Annotated in this window: 12 protein-coding genes and 3 pseudogenes; 11 read left to right on the top strand and 4 right to left on the bottom strand. The window is 48.8% G+C overall.

The genetic code is table 11. The features are described from left to right. Positions 1-16 precede the first annotated feature (16 nt). The 8 genes and pseudogenes from dapF (at position 17) to CW734_RS10245 (ending at position 10,733) form a co-directional block, all read left to right on the top strand. Positions 17-964 (top strand): diaminopimelate epimerase, encoded by a 948-nt coding sequence (dapF, locus tag CW734_RS10280; protein ID WP_101190398.1) that lies wholly within the window; start codon positions 17-19, stop codon positions 962-964. A gap of 18 nt (positions 965-982) precedes the next feature. After that, on the top strand, positions 983-2,629 hold the full coding sequence (locus CW734_RS10275; protein WP_101190397.1) for a diguanylate cyclase domain-containing protein: 1,647 nt from the start codon (positions 983-985) through the stop codon (positions 2,627-2,629). A 244-nt stretch (positions 2,630-2,873) separates the two neighbouring features. Continuing rightward, positions 2,874-5,698, top strand: a pseudogene (locus CW734_RS10270) (2-oxoglutarate dehydrogenase E1 component). Positions 5,699-5,722: 24 nt separating this feature from the next. Then, positions 5,723-7,003 (top strand): 2-oxoglutarate dehydrogenase complex dihydrolipoyllysine-residue succinyltransferase, encoded by a 1,281-nt coding sequence (odhB, locus tag CW734_RS10265; RefSeq protein WP_101190396.1) that lies wholly within the window; start codon positions 5,723-5,725, stop codon positions 7,001-7,003. Between the two features lie 77 nt (positions 7,004-7,080). Beyond that, positions 7,081-7,680 (top strand): DedA family protein, encoded by a 600-nt coding sequence (locus CW734_RS10260; RefSeq protein ID WP_101190395.1) that lies wholly within the window; start codon positions 7,081-7,083, stop codon positions 7,678-7,680. Positions 7,681-7,756: 76 nt separating this feature from the next. Beyond that, on the top strand, positions 7,757-7,954 hold the full coding sequence (locus tag CW734_RS10255) for a DUF6501 family protein (RefSeq protein ID WP_101190394.1): 198 nt from the start codon (positions 7,757-7,759) through the stop codon (positions 7,952-7,954). A gap of 55 nt (positions 7,955-8,009) precedes the next feature. Continuing rightward, positions 8,010-8,867 carry an ATP-binding protein gene (locus CW734_RS10250; protein WP_101190393.1) on the top strand — a complete coding sequence of 286 codons (858 nt, stop codon included), beginning with the start codon at positions 8,010-8,012 and terminating at the stop codon, positions 8,865-8,867. A gap of 9 nt (positions 8,868-8,876) precedes the next feature. Continuing rightward, a complete protein-coding gene (locus CW734_RS10245) occupies positions 8,877-10,733 on the top strand; it encodes a vWA domain-containing protein (RefSeq protein WP_101190392.1) in 1,857 nt (618 codons plus the stop codon). Between the two features lie 275 nt (positions 10,734-11,008). Here CW734_RS10245 and CW734_RS10235 read toward each other — a convergent pair. From CW734_RS10235 to CW734_RS18980, 3 genes and pseudogenes are all read right to left on the bottom strand, one after another. Continuing rightward, a pseudogene (locus CW734_RS10235) lies at positions 11,009-12,219 on the bottom strand (toxic anion resistance protein). After that, a complete protein-coding gene (locus CW734_RS18985; RefSeq protein ID WP_232787023.1) occupies positions 12,194-12,631 on the bottom strand; it encodes a 5-bromo-4-chloroindolyl phosphate hydrolysis family protein in 438 nt (145 codons plus the stop codon). Before CW734_RS18985 ends, CW734_RS10235 begins: the two are co-directional and overlap by 26 nt. Then, on the bottom strand, positions 12,580-12,894 hold the full coding sequence (locus CW734_RS18980; RefSeq protein ID WP_232787022.1) for a 5-bromo-4-chloroindolyl phosphate hydrolysis family protein: 315 nt from the start codon (positions 12,892-12,894) through the stop codon (positions 12,580-12,582). Before CW734_RS18980 ends, CW734_RS18985 begins: the two co-directional genes overlap by 52 nt. Positions 12,895-13,299: 405 nt before the next feature. On the opposite strand from CW734_RS18980, the pseudogene CW734_RS10225 reads away from it, so the two are divergent. The 3 genes and pseudogenes from CW734_RS10225 (at position 13,300) to CW734_RS10215 (ending at position 14,345) form a co-directional block, all read left to right on the top strand. Continuing rightward, positions 13,300-13,499, top strand: a pseudogene (locus CW734_RS10225) (cold-shock protein). A 138-nt stretch (positions 13,500-13,637) separates the two neighbouring features. Then, positions 13,638-13,844 carry a cold-shock protein gene (locus CW734_RS10220; RefSeq protein WP_101190390.1) on the top strand — a complete coding sequence of 69 codons (207 nt, stop codon included), beginning with the start codon at positions 13,638-13,640 and terminating at the stop codon, positions 13,842-13,844. 24 nt (positions 13,845-13,868) lie between these two features. Then, a complete protein-coding gene (locus tag CW734_RS10215; RefSeq protein ID WP_101190389.1) occupies positions 13,869-14,345 on the top strand; it encodes a YkvA family protein in 477 nt (158 codons plus the stop codon). Between the two features lie 64 nt (positions 14,346-14,409). Here the strand turns inward: CW734_RS10215 and CW734_RS10210 are convergent, their stop codons facing one another. Further along, positions 14,410-16,017 (bottom strand): ABC-F family ATP-binding cassette domain-containing protein, encoded by a 1,608-nt coding sequence (locus CW734_RS10210; protein WP_101190388.1) that lies wholly within the window; start codon positions 16,015-16,017, stop codon positions 14,410-14,412. Positions 16,018-16,086: the final 69 nt, after the last annotated feature.

The following is a 16,086-nucleotide window of genomic DNA, read 5'->3' as shown; positions in this document are numbered from 1 at the left end:
CTGAAGAGGTGTCGTTATGGAATTACTGAAAGTACACGGTTCAATGAATACATTTTTCCTCTATGAAGGAAGCGACCGCGAGGATTTTCCGCAATTAACGAAGCGGCTGGCGGCACTTGATCCGGAAATAGACGGCCTCTTGACCGTCTCCCCATCCACACACGCTGATGCGAAAATGCGTGTCTTCAATACGGACGGTTCCGAAGCTTCCATGTGCGGCAATGGTTTGCGCTGCGTCGCGCGCTATGTTTGCGAACGGGAAGGCATCGAACAGGCCGTAATCGAAACGATGAAAGCGGATTTGGCGGTGCAAAAAGAACAGGAAGTCGACGCCGGCGTAAACATGTACGGTGTTGAAATTTCACCGGTGTCTTTCCAGCTTGCCGATTTGCCGATGATGTTCGATCAGCATACGGAATGGCGCCAACGTGCGTTGCCATTCGTGGGTGCTGACATTCCGTTTACGGCAGTTGCCGTGCCGAACCCTCACCTGATCGGGATCGTCGGCAAGGACTTGCAGCAACACCCATCCCATCAGGAAAAATGGGCCGCTTATTTTAACGGCGACAATCCCTATTTTCCGGACGGGGTCAATTTAAGTTATGTGACGCCATTAAAAGAAGAAATTTTTGTCCGGACTTACGAGAGAGGCGTCGGCTTTACGGACGCCTGCGGGACGGCCATGACGGCATCCGCTTTGGTCAGCTGTCTTGCGGGGCTCGTCCCGTTCGGTGACGTTTCCGTCTTTAACCCAGGTGGTATGGTTAACTGTTCGGTAAAATCCGCGGACGGTCAGTATCAATTGAAATTGAGCGGCAATGCGACATATCTGGGCGTTTATCGCTTCCGTGCCGGCACTGCTTCAGCAGGCGGCGAGCTGGAACTGATGAACCAGTCGGATGAGCAGCCGGCTTATGAAAGATTCATTGAGAAAATCAGCGGTGCGACAGCAGAGCTGAGATAACAGAAAGCGGTGGATTCGATGTCGGGACCTTTTACGAAAGAGCAAATGGATATGCTGTACGAAAAAGCGGCCGACCCGGTCTATTTCATGCAACAACAGGGCAACGGCTTTATTTATGCTTGGGTCAATCCGGTCTGCCAGGAGATTTTCGGGGTCGATTTGACAGGCCGTACTGTAGAAGAGTGTATGCCCAGGGAATTGGCGCTGGAAATCCACAAGCAATACCGGATTGCGATCAAGCGCAATGAACGCCATCTGTACAGGGACTATAGCTTGTTCTCTGACCGCGGAACCGCGATGGAAACCGAGCTGACCCCATTTAAGCATGAAGGCGTGCAATACGTGCTGGCCATCACGAGAGATGTGACTGAACAAAAGAAAATCGAAGAGGATTATCTGTTCTATCAATCGCTTGTCCAGAATTCAGTCGACCCGATGTTGATGATCTCAGCCGATTTTACGATCCTCGATATGAACCCAGCTTACGAAAAAACCTTTGGCGTGCACCGTAAGGAATGGCTCGGCCGCAATTACGATGACATTCCGCAAGACAAGCAGAAATTCTTCGAAATGGGCAAGCTTCTCCTTGAAAACAGCACAAGCACACATAAAGCAAGTTCGATTTTCCTGAGCCGCATCAAAAGCGATGGGCGCGAGGCGAAGTTTTCGGCCAGTTATTCATTGATTAAGGAAAACGGGATTATCCGCGCTTTTCATGTCGTGTTCCGTGAGCTAACGAACGAATTATTATTGAAGCATGAACTGAAACGGACGGAGAATATTCTGGAAAGCTACAAAGATGCACTGAATTACGCAGCACTCGTACTCATTTGGGATATCTCCGGTATGATTGAATTTGCCAATGAAAATTTCAAGAAGTTGACGGGCTTTGAAAGCAGTGAATTGACTGGGATGAATATCCAGTCGATCGGCCAAGCCATTATGTCCGGCCAGCAGCTCGCCCATCTCCAGTCGGTCCTGAAAAAAGGCGAGATCTGGCGTGGGCAAGTGCGCAGCTTGAAGAAGAATGGCCAGCCGTTCTGGGTGGATGCCACGATTATTCCGCTGTTTGATGTCGAAGGGCGCATCTATCAAATGCTCTCCATCTTATTCGATATCACCGACCGCAAAGAAATGGAAGAGCAATTGCATCATATGGCGTATCACGACCCGTTGACGAATTTGCCGAACCGCCGGATGATGGTCAAGCATTTCCGTGAAATGGAAGCAAAAAGCAACAGGACGGGAGACCAAGTCGCTGTTTTGTACATAGATGGCGATAACTTCAAGGAAATCAACGATCTGCACGGTCACGAAATAGGCGACGAATTCATCCACCAATTCGCCCGCGCACTTGAGCGCAGCATCCGAAAGTACGATGTGGCGGCGCGCATCGGCGGCGACGAATTCCTCATCCTGCTGCCGGGCATATCTGCTATCAACAGCCGCAAACAGATCGAGAACATCATTTCTCGCATCCAGCAAACCTTGAAAGATGGATGGGCCATCAACGGCCGGCAATTCTCCCCGACTTGCTCAATTGGCAGCGCTTTGTATCCCGAAGACGGCAGCGAGTTTGAAGAGCTGATCCAAAAAGCCGATCATGCGCTGTATGAGGCAAAGAAAAAAGGCGGGGGAATTGTCTGTTTTCACGGTGAGGCATAAGTTTCTTCCATTAAAATGCGGAAATTCTGCCCCCTTGCATGTATGTAAGCGCTTCAATCCGCTTTAGCTGAATCTTTTCAATCAAAAGCATTGTTTTTTTCAGTGGAAGTAGTAAGATTGATATGGAAATTCGTTCAGTACCGCTACAGCCCTGCCGCTTTAAGTCGGGCGAGGGGCGTGCTAAAATAGGAAAGACCTATAAATAAAAGTGAATGCCATAAGGCAAATAGTTGGAGGTTATTCAATGTCTACCAATCAACCGGACACAAAATCCCCATGGAATTCCATAACCGGCCCGAACTTAGGGTACGTGATGGAGATGTACGACCTTTACCAGGAATCCCCTGAATTGATCGACCCTGAGTTTGCAGAGCTATTCAAACAATACGGCCCGCCTGCAGAGCCTGCCGTACAGACAGGCGATGCTACTGGCGCTGCATCCGGTGTGGCGGTCGAACCGAACCGTTTTGAAAAAGTGCTCGCAGCGGTTAATTTGGCGGAAGCTATCCGTGCACACGGCCATTTGGCTTCGGATATCTATCCATTGAAAGACCAGCCGCGGGATACGGAAAGACTGGAAATTTCAAAATACGGCTTGACTGAAGCCGATTTGAAGGATGTTCCAGTATCCTTGATCCTGGAAAACGCTCCAGCCGAAGTGAAAAACGGCCTTGATGCAATCAATTACCTGAAATCGCTTTACACGGACAAAATCGCTTACGAATTTTCGCATGTTATCCAACCGCAGGAACGCAGCTGGATTCAGTCGAAAATCGAAGCGGGCGATATGAAGCCGAAACTCGATGCCGACAAGAAAAGCAGGTATTGGATCTTTTGACGCGCGTTGAAGGATTTGAGAAGTTCGTCCACCGCACATTTGTCGGGCAAAAGCGCTTTTCTATCGAAGGCGTCGATTCGCTTGTCGTCTTGATGGATGAACTTGTCCGCATGTCTGAATCTGCAGGCACTGAAAACATCATGATCGGCATGGCCCACCGTGGGCGTTTGAATGTATTGACGCACATCCTCCATAAACCGTATGAAATGATGTTCGCTGGATTCGCGCATGTCGGCGATGAAGCGTTCCTTCCGGAAGACGGATCGCTTGAAATCACCAAAGGCTGGTTCGGCGATGTGAAGTACCATATGGGTGCTGCACACAGTTCCAAAGCAGGAACGAAGATCAAGCTTGCATATAACCCGTCCCACCTAGAAGTCGTAAGCCCGATCGTTACAGGGCAAACACGTGCTGCACAGGAAATGACTTCCAAGAGCGGCTTGGCATCACACGATCCGAAAAAAGCCTATTCAATCCTCGTACACGGCGACGCCGCGTTCCCAGGGCAAGGCATCGTGACGGAAACCTTGAACTTCAGCCGCATCAAAGGTTACCAGACGGGCGGATCGATCCACATCATCGCCAATAACCTGATCGGTTTCACAACGGAACAGCACGATTCCCGTTCGACGCATTATTCATCAGACCCTGCAAAAGGCTTTGAAGTTCCGGTACTTCATGTCAATGCAGACGATCCGGAAGCTGTTGTAGCTGTTGCCCGCTTCGCGTTTGAATACCGCGAGAAATTCGGCAAGGACATCCTGATCGACTTGATCGGCTATCGCCGCTATGGCCATAATGAAATGGACGAGCCGTTAGTGACGAACCCGATGATGTATCACGGCGTTCATCAGCACGATACGGTCCGTGAATTGTACGGAAAACAATTAGCTTCCGAAAGCGTGCTTTCAGAAGATGAAGTCAAAGAGCTTGATGCAGACATCCAAAAAGTGATGCAGGAAGCGTATGACAAAGTAAAAGAAAACAAATCCGACGATCATCCGAAATTAGAGATGCCGGAAGCTGTCTTGAATGGTTTCCCGGAAATCGAAACGGGCGTCGGCAAAGACGTCCTTGAAAAGATGAACAATGAACTATTGTCATGGCCACAAGACTTTTCCGCATTCGGCAAATTGGCGCGCATCCTGAAACGCCGCGAAGAGCCATTCAAAGGAAAAGGCAAAATCGATTGGGCCCATGCAGAAACTTTGGCTTTCGGTGCCATTTTGCAAGAAGGCAACCCGATCCGCCTCACAGGGCAAGATGCACAGCGCGGAACCTTTGCACACCGCCATCTTGTGCTGCATGATGAGAAGAACGGCAACGAACTTGTTCCGCTTCACCACATTTCCGACTCGAAAGCATCATTCGTCGTCTACAACAGCCCGTTAAGTGAAGCTTCTATTCTTGGCTTCGAATACGGCTATAACGTAGAGAACGACAAAGCTTTAGTCATTTGGGAAGCTCAATATGGAGATTTCGCCAATATGGCACAAGTCATGTTCGACCAATTCATTTCGTCCGGCCGCGCAAAATGGGGCCAAAAATCCGGTCTGGTTATGCTGCTTCCGCACGGCTATGAAGGGCAAGGCCCGGAACACTCCAGTGCACGTCTCGAGCGTTATTTGCAGATGGCTGGAGAAAATAACTGGACAGTCGCTAACCTATCCAGCGCAGCAAACTATTTCCACATTCTCCGCCGCCAGGCGAAAATGCTTGGGGAAGAAGCGATCCGCCCATTGATCATCGTGTCGCCGAAGTCACTTCTGAGACACCCGCTCGTCGGGGCTGAAGTCGATCAATTGGCAGAAGGCAAGTTCGAGACAGTGATCGAACAGCCGGGCATGGGGCAGGATGCGAAGAAAGTGAAACGCCTGCTATTCGCTAGCGGTAAGATGGCCATCGATTTGGCGGAACGCGTCAAAGACGGAAAAGACTACGAGTGGGCGCATATCGTCCGCGTCGAGCAGTTGTATCCGTTCCCGGCTGAAAAAATCAAAGCGATTGTCGACCGCTACCCGAATGCCAAGGAATTGGCTTGGGTCCAGGAAGAGCCGCAAAATATGGGGTCTTGGTCATTTGCCGACCCTTACTTGCGCGAACTCGCAGATGGCAAAGAAGTGAAATACTACGGACGCATGAAGCGCCAAAGCCCTGCAGAAGGCGACGGCGAGTCACATAAAGTCGAACAGGCACGCATCATCGATGAAGCTCTAGCTAAATCGAAATGATGAACTTTTAAGGAGGAATTAATTGTGGCAGAGATCAAAGTACCGGAATTAGCAGAATCGATTACAGAAGGAACAATCGCCCAGTGGCTGAAACAGCCAGGCGATACAGTAGAAAAAGGGGAATTCATCGTTGAACTTGAGACAGACAAAGTCAATGTTGAAGTCATCTCTGAAGAAGCGGGCGTCGTTCAGGAATTGCTCGCTGAAGAAGGCGATACAGTTGAAGTCGGCCAAGTAATCGCAACAGTCGGAGAAGGCTCTGGCGAAGCGGCAGCTTCAGCACCGAAAGAAGAAGCGAAAAAAGAAGAAGCACCAAAAGAAGATCTTGCTAAAGAAGAAGCGAAGCAAGAAGCTCCTGCAGACCAGGAAGCTGCGCCTACAGAAGAAGAAAGCACTTCTTCTGACCGCACAATCGCAAGCCCAGCAGCCCGCAAATTGGCTCGTGAAAAAGGCATCGACCTGGCTTCTATCACCCCAGTAGACCCAATGGGCCGCGTACGCGTCCAAGACGTTGAAGCACACGGTTCGAAACCGGCAGCGGCTCCAGCTAAACAGGAAGCACCAAAAGCTTCTGCACCTGCAGCGCCTTCTTCTGATGAAGAAAGCGGCCGCGTGGTCCGTCAAAAAATGACAAGACGCCGCCAGACCATTGCTAAGCGTTTGCTTGAAGTGAAGCAATCGACTGCCATGCTGACGACGTTCAACGAAATCGACATGACCAATGTAATGGAACTGCGCAAGCGCAAGAAAGACAAATTCCAGCAAGACCATGACGTTAAGCTTGGATTCATGTCATTCTTCACAAAAGCAGTAACTGCTGCATTGAAAAAATACCCATACGTCAATGCTGAAATCGATGGCACGGATGTGCTCTTGAAGCAATTTTATGATGTAGGGATCGCTGTATCGACTGAAGAAGGCCTTGTAGTGCCGATCGTCCGCGATACGGATAAAAAGAACTTTGCAGAAATCGAAGCGTCTATCGGCGAATTGGCAACAAAAGCACGCGACAAGAAATTGTCGATCGGCGATATGACCGGCGGATCGTTCACGATCACAAACGGCGGTGTCTTCGGTTCACTCTTGTCTACACCGATCTTGAACGGTACGCAAGTCGGGATCCTCGGCATGCACACCATCCAGAAGCGCCCGATCGCAGTTGGCGACAATGTTGAAATCCGTCCAATGATGTACGTAGCGCTATCGTATGACCACCGCGTCATCGATGGCAGCGATTCTGTTGGCTTCTTGAAAACAGTGAAAGAATTGATCGAGAACCCAGAAGACCTATTGCTTGAATCTTAAGACCACACCAAAAGGCAGCTCCATTGCGGGGCTGCCTTTTGTTATGGGATAATGTGGCATAGAGACGGGGGATTTCGATGGAGCTGGATTTTTTATGGGAAATGGCGATGGAATACGGGTATTTGAGTATGTTCTTGGTGAATTGGCTATTGCTGTTTGGCCTGCCGATCCCCAATGAATTCGCTGCAGCGTTTTCAGGCGTTGTGACGGAAACGAGCGACTTTAAGCCGCTTCCTGCCTTTTTGTCCGCATACAGCGGGCTGATTACGAGCAATTTATTCGCCTATGGGCTCGGGTGGCTGTTCGGCCATCGCTTGATTGCTTGGCTGCAGACGACGTTTCTGCAGGGCGGCATTGAACGGTTCCGGCAGTTTTTGGCCAATAAAGGCAATTGGGCAATCGCTTTCAGTTTTTTCCTTCCAGGCGTGCGCTGGGCGATGCCTTATGTCGTCGGGGCAGACCGCTTTCCGCTTGGGCGCTATCTACTTTTCGCCATGCCTGCTGGGTTTGTCTGGACTTTCACCTACTTCTCACTGGGACGCAGTTTTCCATATGCCTATGAAGCGATTCTCGGACATTTGCAAAGGTTTTTGATCGCTTTATCGAGTCTCGCGGTCTTCGGGGTGATCGGGTATCTGGCAATCGTGCGAAAAGGCGGCAAGGGAGGGCAAGTTTGAATTCCCGGGCAGTTTTCCTTATACTGAATAGAGCAGCAGAACATTAAATTAATATTGACAGAAAAGGATGATACCGATGATACATACGAATTGGCTGGAAAAAGAAACCGTCCGTACCGTTACGTGCAAGCATACCGATGCCGATAAATTTTTAGTATCGAATGTGCTGACAGTTGGACAGCAATATGACGTGAAAAACGAAACTGAAGAATTTTTGTTTGTCGTCGACAACACGGGAAAAGTCGGCGGCTATTACAAAACTTATTTCGAATGATGAACAAAAACCGATGGATTCATCGGTTTTTTCTATGGAGACAGGAGTGGAGCAAATGACGATAATTGATGAAGAAATCAAGAAACGGACGCAGCGTGACCACGCAGAAGATTCAAACCTGATCGGGGAAGGCGGCTATATTTCGCCTGATGAAAATTTATGGAACGATATCCTGACAGCTGTCGTGCTGAAAAAGCCGGTGCTGTTGAAAGGGCCGACAGGAGCAGGGAAAACGAAGCTCGCCGAAAGCATTTCCGAGCTGTTCCAGCAACCGATCCAGAGCATCAACTGTTCTGTCGACTTGGATGCGGAAGCGCTGCTCGGCTTTAAGACATTGGTGCAGCGCGATGGCCAAAGCGCGATTGAGTTTGTTGAAGGACCTGTCGTAACCGCCATGAAACATGGCCATATCCTTTACATCGATGAAATCAATATGGCGAAAGCCGAAACTTTGCCGATCCTTCACAGTGCGCTCGATTATCGCCGGATGCTGACCAATCCATTTACTGGCGAAGTGATCCAAGCGCATCCTGACTTTTCGGTAATGGCTGCCATTAATGAAGGGTATATCGGGACATCGCCGATGAACGAAGCGCTAAAAAACCGTTTCATTTCCTATCCTATTCCTTATTTGTCCGGCGAGCAGCTCCGAGGCCTGTGGGATAGGGAATTTCCGGATGCTGACCCGAAGCTGAAAACGTTCATGTTGAACTTGGCAGCAGATTTGATGAAGCAAGTGGAAAGCGGCCTAATGTCAGAAGAAGCCGCCTCAATCCGAAGCTTATTGGATGCAACTGCGCTCGCGATGCATATCGATACGCTGCGCGCCGTCCGCTACGCCATCGCCGAAAAACTGGACGATGAAAGTGAACGGAATTTATTGATGGATTTGGCGAATACTTGGCGAAAGTAGGGATGCAGGATGACTTCAATCAATCGCTTTATCCAATTCAATAATGAAACGGTTGATACGAGGCTCCTCAACCGGATGCAACAGCTTTCCAGAGCGTTGTCATCCGCGCCGTACCTGCGGTTGACGACACGGAAATTATGGGAATTCCGGCCATCTGAAGGCGCTGTCTCGATGAGTGTTTTCTGGCGCCATCGGCCAAAGGAAATCGAGCAGGCCGGCTATCTTTCAGACATTTATTTGGTGAGCGCTGGATTTTGGCGCCATTTCAGCATGCGATCTTGGCGCAATTTTGAACAGGCGGAAACCCGTTTGCCTGAACTTGCCACGCAGTTGCTGTTGATGGCGGAAGAATTCCGCTTGAGTGACCGCATCATAGCGGAACGTCCTGGGACGAAGCATGCATTTGAAGTGAGGGAGAAAATCGTCTCTGGTTTCCATTCCGATCAGCTGGAACAAAACCGCAAAAAAGGCTTTTGGGCCGACGCCTTCCTAAATGCCGCTTATTTGAAGCTGCGCGGCAAAGATGTGTCGTTAAATGACGATCTGGATCCTTTGTTTTTGGCCTGGACGGAATTATTCAGTGCCGATTCGACTGAAGATTCTGCGCGGACCATACATAAGATTTTGCCGCAACTGGAATATTTGCTGGGTTCGGATGCTCTCCATACGTATTACACTTTCGGTGAACCGGCTGAGAAAACGCCTCCCCAAAGGTACCACGAAGGCATTGAGGCAGAGCAGTCAGAAGAGGAAGAGGAGATCGACACGATCGAAGAATGGTTTCAATCCTGGCACCGTGAAACCGAATTGAATGATGCCGCTGCCCTTGAGTATGAACTCGAGCGAGGCGATTCAAAGCCCGCTGATGGGGGCAGGGAAGAAGAAGGTGCTGGGGAAGTCGAACAAACCGGCACCGGAGAGTCCCAAGGCGAACACCGCGAAGACAACCTGGCTGATGAACAGAGAAAAGATGAAAAGAAACCGAAAAAAGCAAACGGCCGTTTCGGATCAGCGAACGATGGCGTCGTCTATTATGAATCACGCATCGAAGCCTTGCCTTTAGATCGTCAACAGCTGCAGCAATGGCGCAGCGAACAAGCCCCCTATGTGCGGGCCTTGCTGAAGGAAATGCAAAAGCGTATGCAGCAGCGTGTCGAAAGCGAACGGACGAATTTGCATGCTGGCCGCCTGTCGAAAAACCTATTGCCGCTTGTCACCGACGAACGGCCAAAGCCTTTCTACCGGAAAACCGCCCCTTCAAAGCAATTGGATGCGGTCTTCAGCTTGATGATCGACGGTTCCGCTTCCATGGTCGACAAGCTCGACGAGACGAAGCAGGCAGTGCTATTATTCCACGATGTACTCAGGTCGCTCAAAATCCCGCATGAAATTGCGGTCTTTTATGAAGATGCCTACGAAGCGGGGGATGACAAACAGCCCAATTATTTTGAGTGGCTGCATAAATTCACCGACGGCATGACCGACCATGCAGCTGAGATTCTTTCACTCGATGCCCATGAAGACAACCGCGACGGCTTTGCGATTCGTTGGATGGCCGAACGCCTCAAACAGCGCCTCGAGAAGCACCGCTTCATGCTGGTCTTTTCGGACGGCGAGCCGTCTGCTTATAATTACGCCGACAACGGCATCATCGATACGGCCCAAGCCGTTTCGGAAACCGAGAAGATAGGCATTGAAGTGATGCACCTGTTTTTGAGTGGTGAATCGACGAGCGAGGAACAAGCTGCATTCTACCGGATGCTGTATGGCAATAAATCGGTCAGCGCTGATTCACTGGAGCAATTTGTTGAGCAGACGCTGCGCTTATTGAAACGCACCTTGCATTTGGTTGTACAGGCATTATAATGAACAATCTAAAAACCCCTTCGCAAAAAATGCGAAGGGGTTTTTTTCAGCTTGTCGAGAAAGTTAAGAAGTCGTATTTTCCGAAGCTTATCGCTCGCTTTCCGTGGGCTCGCGCCCAAGCCTCCTCAGTCGCTGTGCTCCTTGCGAAGGCTCGGTCGTCTCTCGCTGATCCACTGGAGTCGAGCGTACGCTTCTCCAAATACTTAGAAAGATCATTGATTATTAAATGTAGAAAAACGACTCCATTCTATTTCGCAATGGATTTATAGACTTCTTCAACACTCTGTAAAAACCCTTCGCAAAATGCGAAGGGTTTTATCAGTTCTTTCCTGGCCATCGTGTATGGCGAGCAGGCGTTGCTTCAAGTCTTCTTCCATGCGGCCGATTTCAAGCTCTGCCGCTTTACGGTTGCGGCGGCCTTCTGCCTGGATTTTAATGTTTCTTCAATCGTTTCAAGCAAATTCTCCTGTGTCTGCTTCAAGGTCTCGATTTCGACGATGCCGCGCTCGTTTTCACGTGCGGTTTCGATCGAGTTCATCTTAAGCATTTCCGAGTTTTTCAATAGCAGGTCGTTCGTTGTAGCCGTCACTTGTTTTTGCGCCTCGACCGCTTTCATCTGCTTGTTCAAGGTCAATGCGATGGCGATCTGGTTTTTCCATAGCGGAATGGACGTCATGATCGACGATTGGATTTTTTCTGCGAGCGTTTGGTTGGTCTGTTGGATCATACGGATCTGCGGCGCGCTTTGGATGGTGATCTGGCGCGACAATTGCAAGTCATACAGGCGCTTTTCCAAGCGGTCGACATACTGGACCATATCGTTCACTTCCTGATAGGCCATCTGGTCATTGGATGCTTCGGCTTTTTTGCGCAGTGCAGGAATCGTTTCGTTCATGATCTCGTCCCGTTTGATTTCCGCTGCTGCGATATAGACGTTCAAGGCCTGGAAATAAGTCTTGTTCTGGTCATATAGTTGCTCGAGCATCTGGACATCTTCCAACAAGCCCCGTTTTGAATGGTCAAGCTGGACGCTGATGCGGTCGACTTGTGTGCTTAACTTCTGGTATTTGCTCATCATTTCCTGGACCGAATACTTCGCGCGGTTGAACACTTTGCGCAGCCCTTTTTGCTTTTTCTGCGTCAGTTCTTCCGGGTTCAGCTGTTCGAGTTTTTTCATGAGGTCGTGGAGCACATCCCCGACAGGGCCAATATCTTTCCGCTGGACGTGATCGAGCATTTTATGCGAAAACTGGCTCAGCTGGTTTTGGGCATTTGCGCCGTAAGTGAGGATGGCTTCACGGTTGCCGGTCGGGATCTGCTTGGCCAATCCACGGGCTTTTTCCTGTTCTTCGGCACTCAAACGGTCGAGCAGCGCGACAGGCTGTCCCTCCGTCTGCGCCAATTGCGTTTGCTGGGCTGTTTCCTCCATGCCAAAAGGGGTCCCAAGAAGCTCATCCAACTCATTTCTCGTCTGATTGTTGGTCATTTTCCATGTCTCCTTTATGTTCGATTTGCTGTTGCTGTTCGATTGTTCTCGTATTGTGCTGGTCGACAGCGAGCCGCGCATAATCGAGTTCCATGCGCAATTGCTCCACGTCCGTAGACAGCACGCGTTTCAGGTCGGCTTCCATTACATGCTGCAATGAACGAAGCATTTCACGCGTTTCCTGGAGCGCAATGCGCATCTCCATGTCTTTGACGGGCTGTCCGACCAATAATGTATATTTGCCGGTCAATTCAATGGCAGAATCCAGATGCGAATAGAAGAATGGTTCTGCCAAATAGAATTTGCGCGGGTTTTGCTGGACGATCAGTAAAATTTTATTTGCGATTTTAACCATATCCATTAATTGCTTGAAAGAGGAGATGGATCGTACTTTATAATATTGGCTTTGCAAGGTTTTGATTTTTCTTTGCCTTCCTTGATCTGCACGCGGATATTCCGGTATTCGCTTCTCGTCATGCCGAGCTGCTTGGAATCGCTCGACAGCTGGTATTGCTTCATCGATGTATTGCTGGCAAAATAAGTGCCGGCTGCAACAGCACCGGAAGCAAGCAGCCCGATTTCCGCCCTAAATAGAGAATCAGGAACATGGCGGACATAAGAGGAGGCTGACCGATTGTCTTTGATGAAGTTTTCGATCGGCTTAATGGGTTTCATGCTTTAACCTCCTTAACGGCTACTAAACTATACGTGCGGCGCAGAAAAGTTTCATTGTGCGCGTCTTTATCCCTTATTTTACGTGAACGGGAGAGCCAATACAAACTTCCGGACCGTTAGCGGCCTGACATATTAACGCTTTACAAATTCCCATTAATTTGGCATAATACTTATAAGGATTTTTAGAAGGCCGAAAATTAGTTTGGAAAAGATTCAGAAAGTTTTAGATTTGTTTGACTTTTAGTCAATTTGATATAATTAAGGTAATTCAACATATGAACTTCCGCAACAGCTATTCACATATTCCCAAAAGTGATCAGCACGTGTCGGTACTTTTGGGAATATGTGAATTTTTATGAAAGTTCGCATATTGAAAATTTTGTTTACCACAGGAGGTAATTTAACATGCAAGAAGGTACAGTAAAATGGTTTAACTCAGAAAAGGTTTTGGCTTCATCGAAGTTGAAGGCGGCGACGATGTATTCGTACACTTCTCAGCGATTCAAGGCGAAGGCTTTAAAACGCTTGACGAAGGACAACGCGTAGAATTTGAAGTAGAGGAAGGCAACCGCGGACCTCAAGCTACTAACGTAACTAAACTTTAATTCTCCAATCCAAGAACTGCCGTAAGGGCAGTTCTTTTTTGATGGATTTTTTTCCTGGAGTTTTCGATTGTTTAATATTTCCGCTCTTTCGGGTATATCTAAATTAGATTGCCAAGAATATTGAAGGGGGATTTATCCATGCAGGGAAAAGTGAAAGAATTTAATGACGATAAAGGATTCGGTTATATCGAAGGCGATACGGGCGAGTTGTTTTATTTTGAAACGATCAACATCAATGAAGAAGGGTTCCGCCGCTTTATGCCGAACCAGCACGTTGAATTTACCATTTACGACGGGGCTCCCGATAAGGAACGGGTAGCGACGAACGTCACATTAGTCTTCTAATTGCCGGATGAAAGGGGAACGCATATGGGTAACGAATATTTAAAGAAGCCATTGCCGAGTGAAGAAAAGCAACGAGATTTCTATCAAAAGCTTCGTGTCAGGGTGCATAATTGGCTGGAGAGCAAATCATCAAAACTGGATTCTGCTGGCCAGTTCGTCTTATTTGCACCAGACCTTTTCCACTTATTGACCCGCTTGCTGCTGGACAGCCGGATCGATAAGAAAAGCAAAGCCTATGTCGGGGCCGGCGTACTGTATTTCATGGCGCCGATCGATTTTCTCCCGGAAATTCTAGTCGGGCCAGGCGGGTTCATGGACGATGTCATCGTCGCTGTATACGTCATCAACATGGTTTTGAACAGATTCCCGAAAGAAGTCGTGACAGAGCACTGGGCAGGAGACGAAGATCTTTTGAAAGTGCTGAGCAAATTGGCGAATTCCGGGGACCGTTGGGCAGCGAAATTGCCAGCCGGAAAAGCCGTGAAACGCTTCCTGAAATAATCCAAAGCACATAAAAAACCCCTCAGAAATGTATATTTCTGAGGGGTTTTTTCGTGTCAGGAAATTACTTGGCGATGCCTTGTGCTTCTTTCCATTCCAAAAATTCATCATAGGTCAATTGCTTGTCGAGAATCGAACCATCTTCCTGGATTTCGATGACACGGTTAGCAACGGTCTGTATAAACTGATGGTCATGGGAAGTGAAGACCATGGCGCCTTTAAATGCGATCATGCCATTGTTCAAGGCTTGGATCGATTCAAGGTCCAAGTGGTTGGTTGGCTCATCCAATAGCAGCACATTGGCATGCGACAGCATCATTTTCGATAGCATGCAGCGTACTTTTTCGCCACCGGACAAAACAGAAGGTTTCTTCTTCACTTCTTCACCAGAGAACAGCATTCTGCCGAGGAAGCCGCGAAGGAAAGTTTCGCTTTCGTCTTCCGGCGAATATTGGCGAAGCCAGTCCACCAAGGAAGTTTCGCTGCCTTCGAAGTATTCGGTATTGTCGATCGGCAAGTAGGCGCGTGAAGTGGTGACACCCCAGCGGGCAGAACCGGAAGCCGGCTCGTCTTCTTCTGCCAGGACGCGCAGAAGTGCCGATTTAGCCAATGGATCGCCCATCAAAACGATTTTATCGTCTTTGTTCATATTGAAGCTGATGTTATTCAATAATTGATTGCCGTCGACTGTTTGGCTGAGGTCTTTTACAGTCAACACATCGTTGCCGATTTCGCGGCCGATAGTGAAGTTGACGAACGGGTATTTACGGGAAGATGGGCGGATATCGTCCAACTCGATTTTATCGAGCATTTTCTTCCGTGACGTCGCCTGCTTGGATTTCGAGGCGTTGGCAGAGAAACGGGCAATAAAGGCCTGAAGCTCTTTGATCTTTTCTTCTTTTTTCGCATTTTGGTCGGATGCCAAGCGTGTCGCCAACTGGCTGGACTCATACCAGAAGTCGTAGTTACCGACATAGAGCTGGATTTTTCCAAAGTCGAGGTCGGCGATATGGGTACATACTTTATTGAGGAAGTGGCGGTCATGCGATACAACGATGACAGTGTTATCAAAGTTGATCAGGAATTCTTCAAGCCATTGGATAGCTTTCAAGTCCAAGTGGTTGGTCGGCTCATCCAGAAGAAGAACATCCGGTTTGCCGAATAGAGCTTGTGCCAAAAGCACTTTGACTTTATCGGATCCGGAGAGTTCCGCCATTTTCTTATCATGGAGATCCTCGGAAATGCCAAGGCCCTGCAAAAGGATGGCGGCTTCGGATTCAGCTTCCCAGCCGTTCAGTTCTGCGAATTCGCCTTCAAGTTCAGCTGCGCGCATGCCGTCCTCGTCAGAGAAGTCTTCTTTCATATAAATGGCGTTCTTCTCGGACATGACCTCATAGAGTTTTTTATGGCCCATGATGACCGTCTCAAGAACTGCATATTCTTCATACTCAAAGTGGTTTTGCTTCAATACGGCCAAGCGTTCGCCAGAGCCCATATAGACATTGCCGGACTGTGCTTCAAGTTCGCCGGAAAGGATCTTGATGAACGTCGATTTACCGGCGCCGTTCGCTCCGATTAAGCCGTAGCAATTGCCTGGGTTGAACTGGATGTTGACATCTTCAAATAACTTGCGGTCGCCAAAACGCAAAGATACATCATTTACTGCTATCATTATTATTCGTCCTCCTAAAATTCACAATATGAATAGTATAACACGAATACGCCCCAAACCGGTAGCGTT

Origin of the sequence: Planococcus sp. MB-3u-03 (assembly GCF_002833405.1) — a bacterium.
GTDB lineage: Bacteria > Bacillota > Bacilli > Bacillales_A > Planococcaceae > Planococcus.
This window is presented reverse-complemented; position numbering and strand designations above follow the sequence as displayed.

Bases quoted from the DNA above. Each gene is read 5' to 3' on its own strand.
- dapF (WP_101190398.1), top strand. From the start codon at position 17: ATGGAATTACTGAAAGTACACGGTTCAATGAATACATTTTTCCTCTAT.
- CW734_RS10275 (WP_101190397.1), top strand. From the start codon at position 983: ATGTCGGGACCTTTTACGAAAGAGCAAATGGATATGCTGTACGAAAAA.
- CW734_RS10260 (WP_101190395.1), top strand. From the start codon at position 7,081: ATGGAGCTGGATTTTTTATGGGAAATGGCGATGGAATACGGGTATTTG.
- CW734_RS10255 (WP_101190394.1), top strand. From the start codon at position 7,757: ATGATACATACGAATTGGCTGGAAAAAGAAACCGTCCGTACCGTTACG.
- CW734_RS10250 (WP_101190393.1), top strand. From the start codon at position 8,010: ATGACGATAATTGATGAAGAAATCAAGAAACGGACGCAGCGTGACCAC.
- CW734_RS10245 (WP_101190392.1), top strand. From the start codon at position 8,877: ATGACTTCAATCAATCGCTTTATCCAATTCAATAATGAAACGGTTGAT.
- CW734_RS18980 (WP_232787022.1), bottom strand. From the start codon at position 12,894: ATGAAACCCATTAAGCCGATCGAAAACTTCATCAAAGACAATCGGTCA.
- CW734_RS10220 (WP_101190390.1), top strand. From the start codon at position 13,638: ATGCAGGGAAAAGTGAAAGAATTTAATGACGATAAAGGATTCGGTTAT.
- CW734_RS10215 (WP_101190389.1), top strand. From the start codon at position 13,869: ATGGGTAACGAATATTTAAAGAAGCCATTGCCGAGTGAAGAAAAGCAA.
- CW734_RS10210 (WP_101190388.1), bottom strand. From the start codon at position 16,017: ATGATAGCAGTAAATGATGTATCTTTGCGTTTTGGCGACCGCAAGTTA.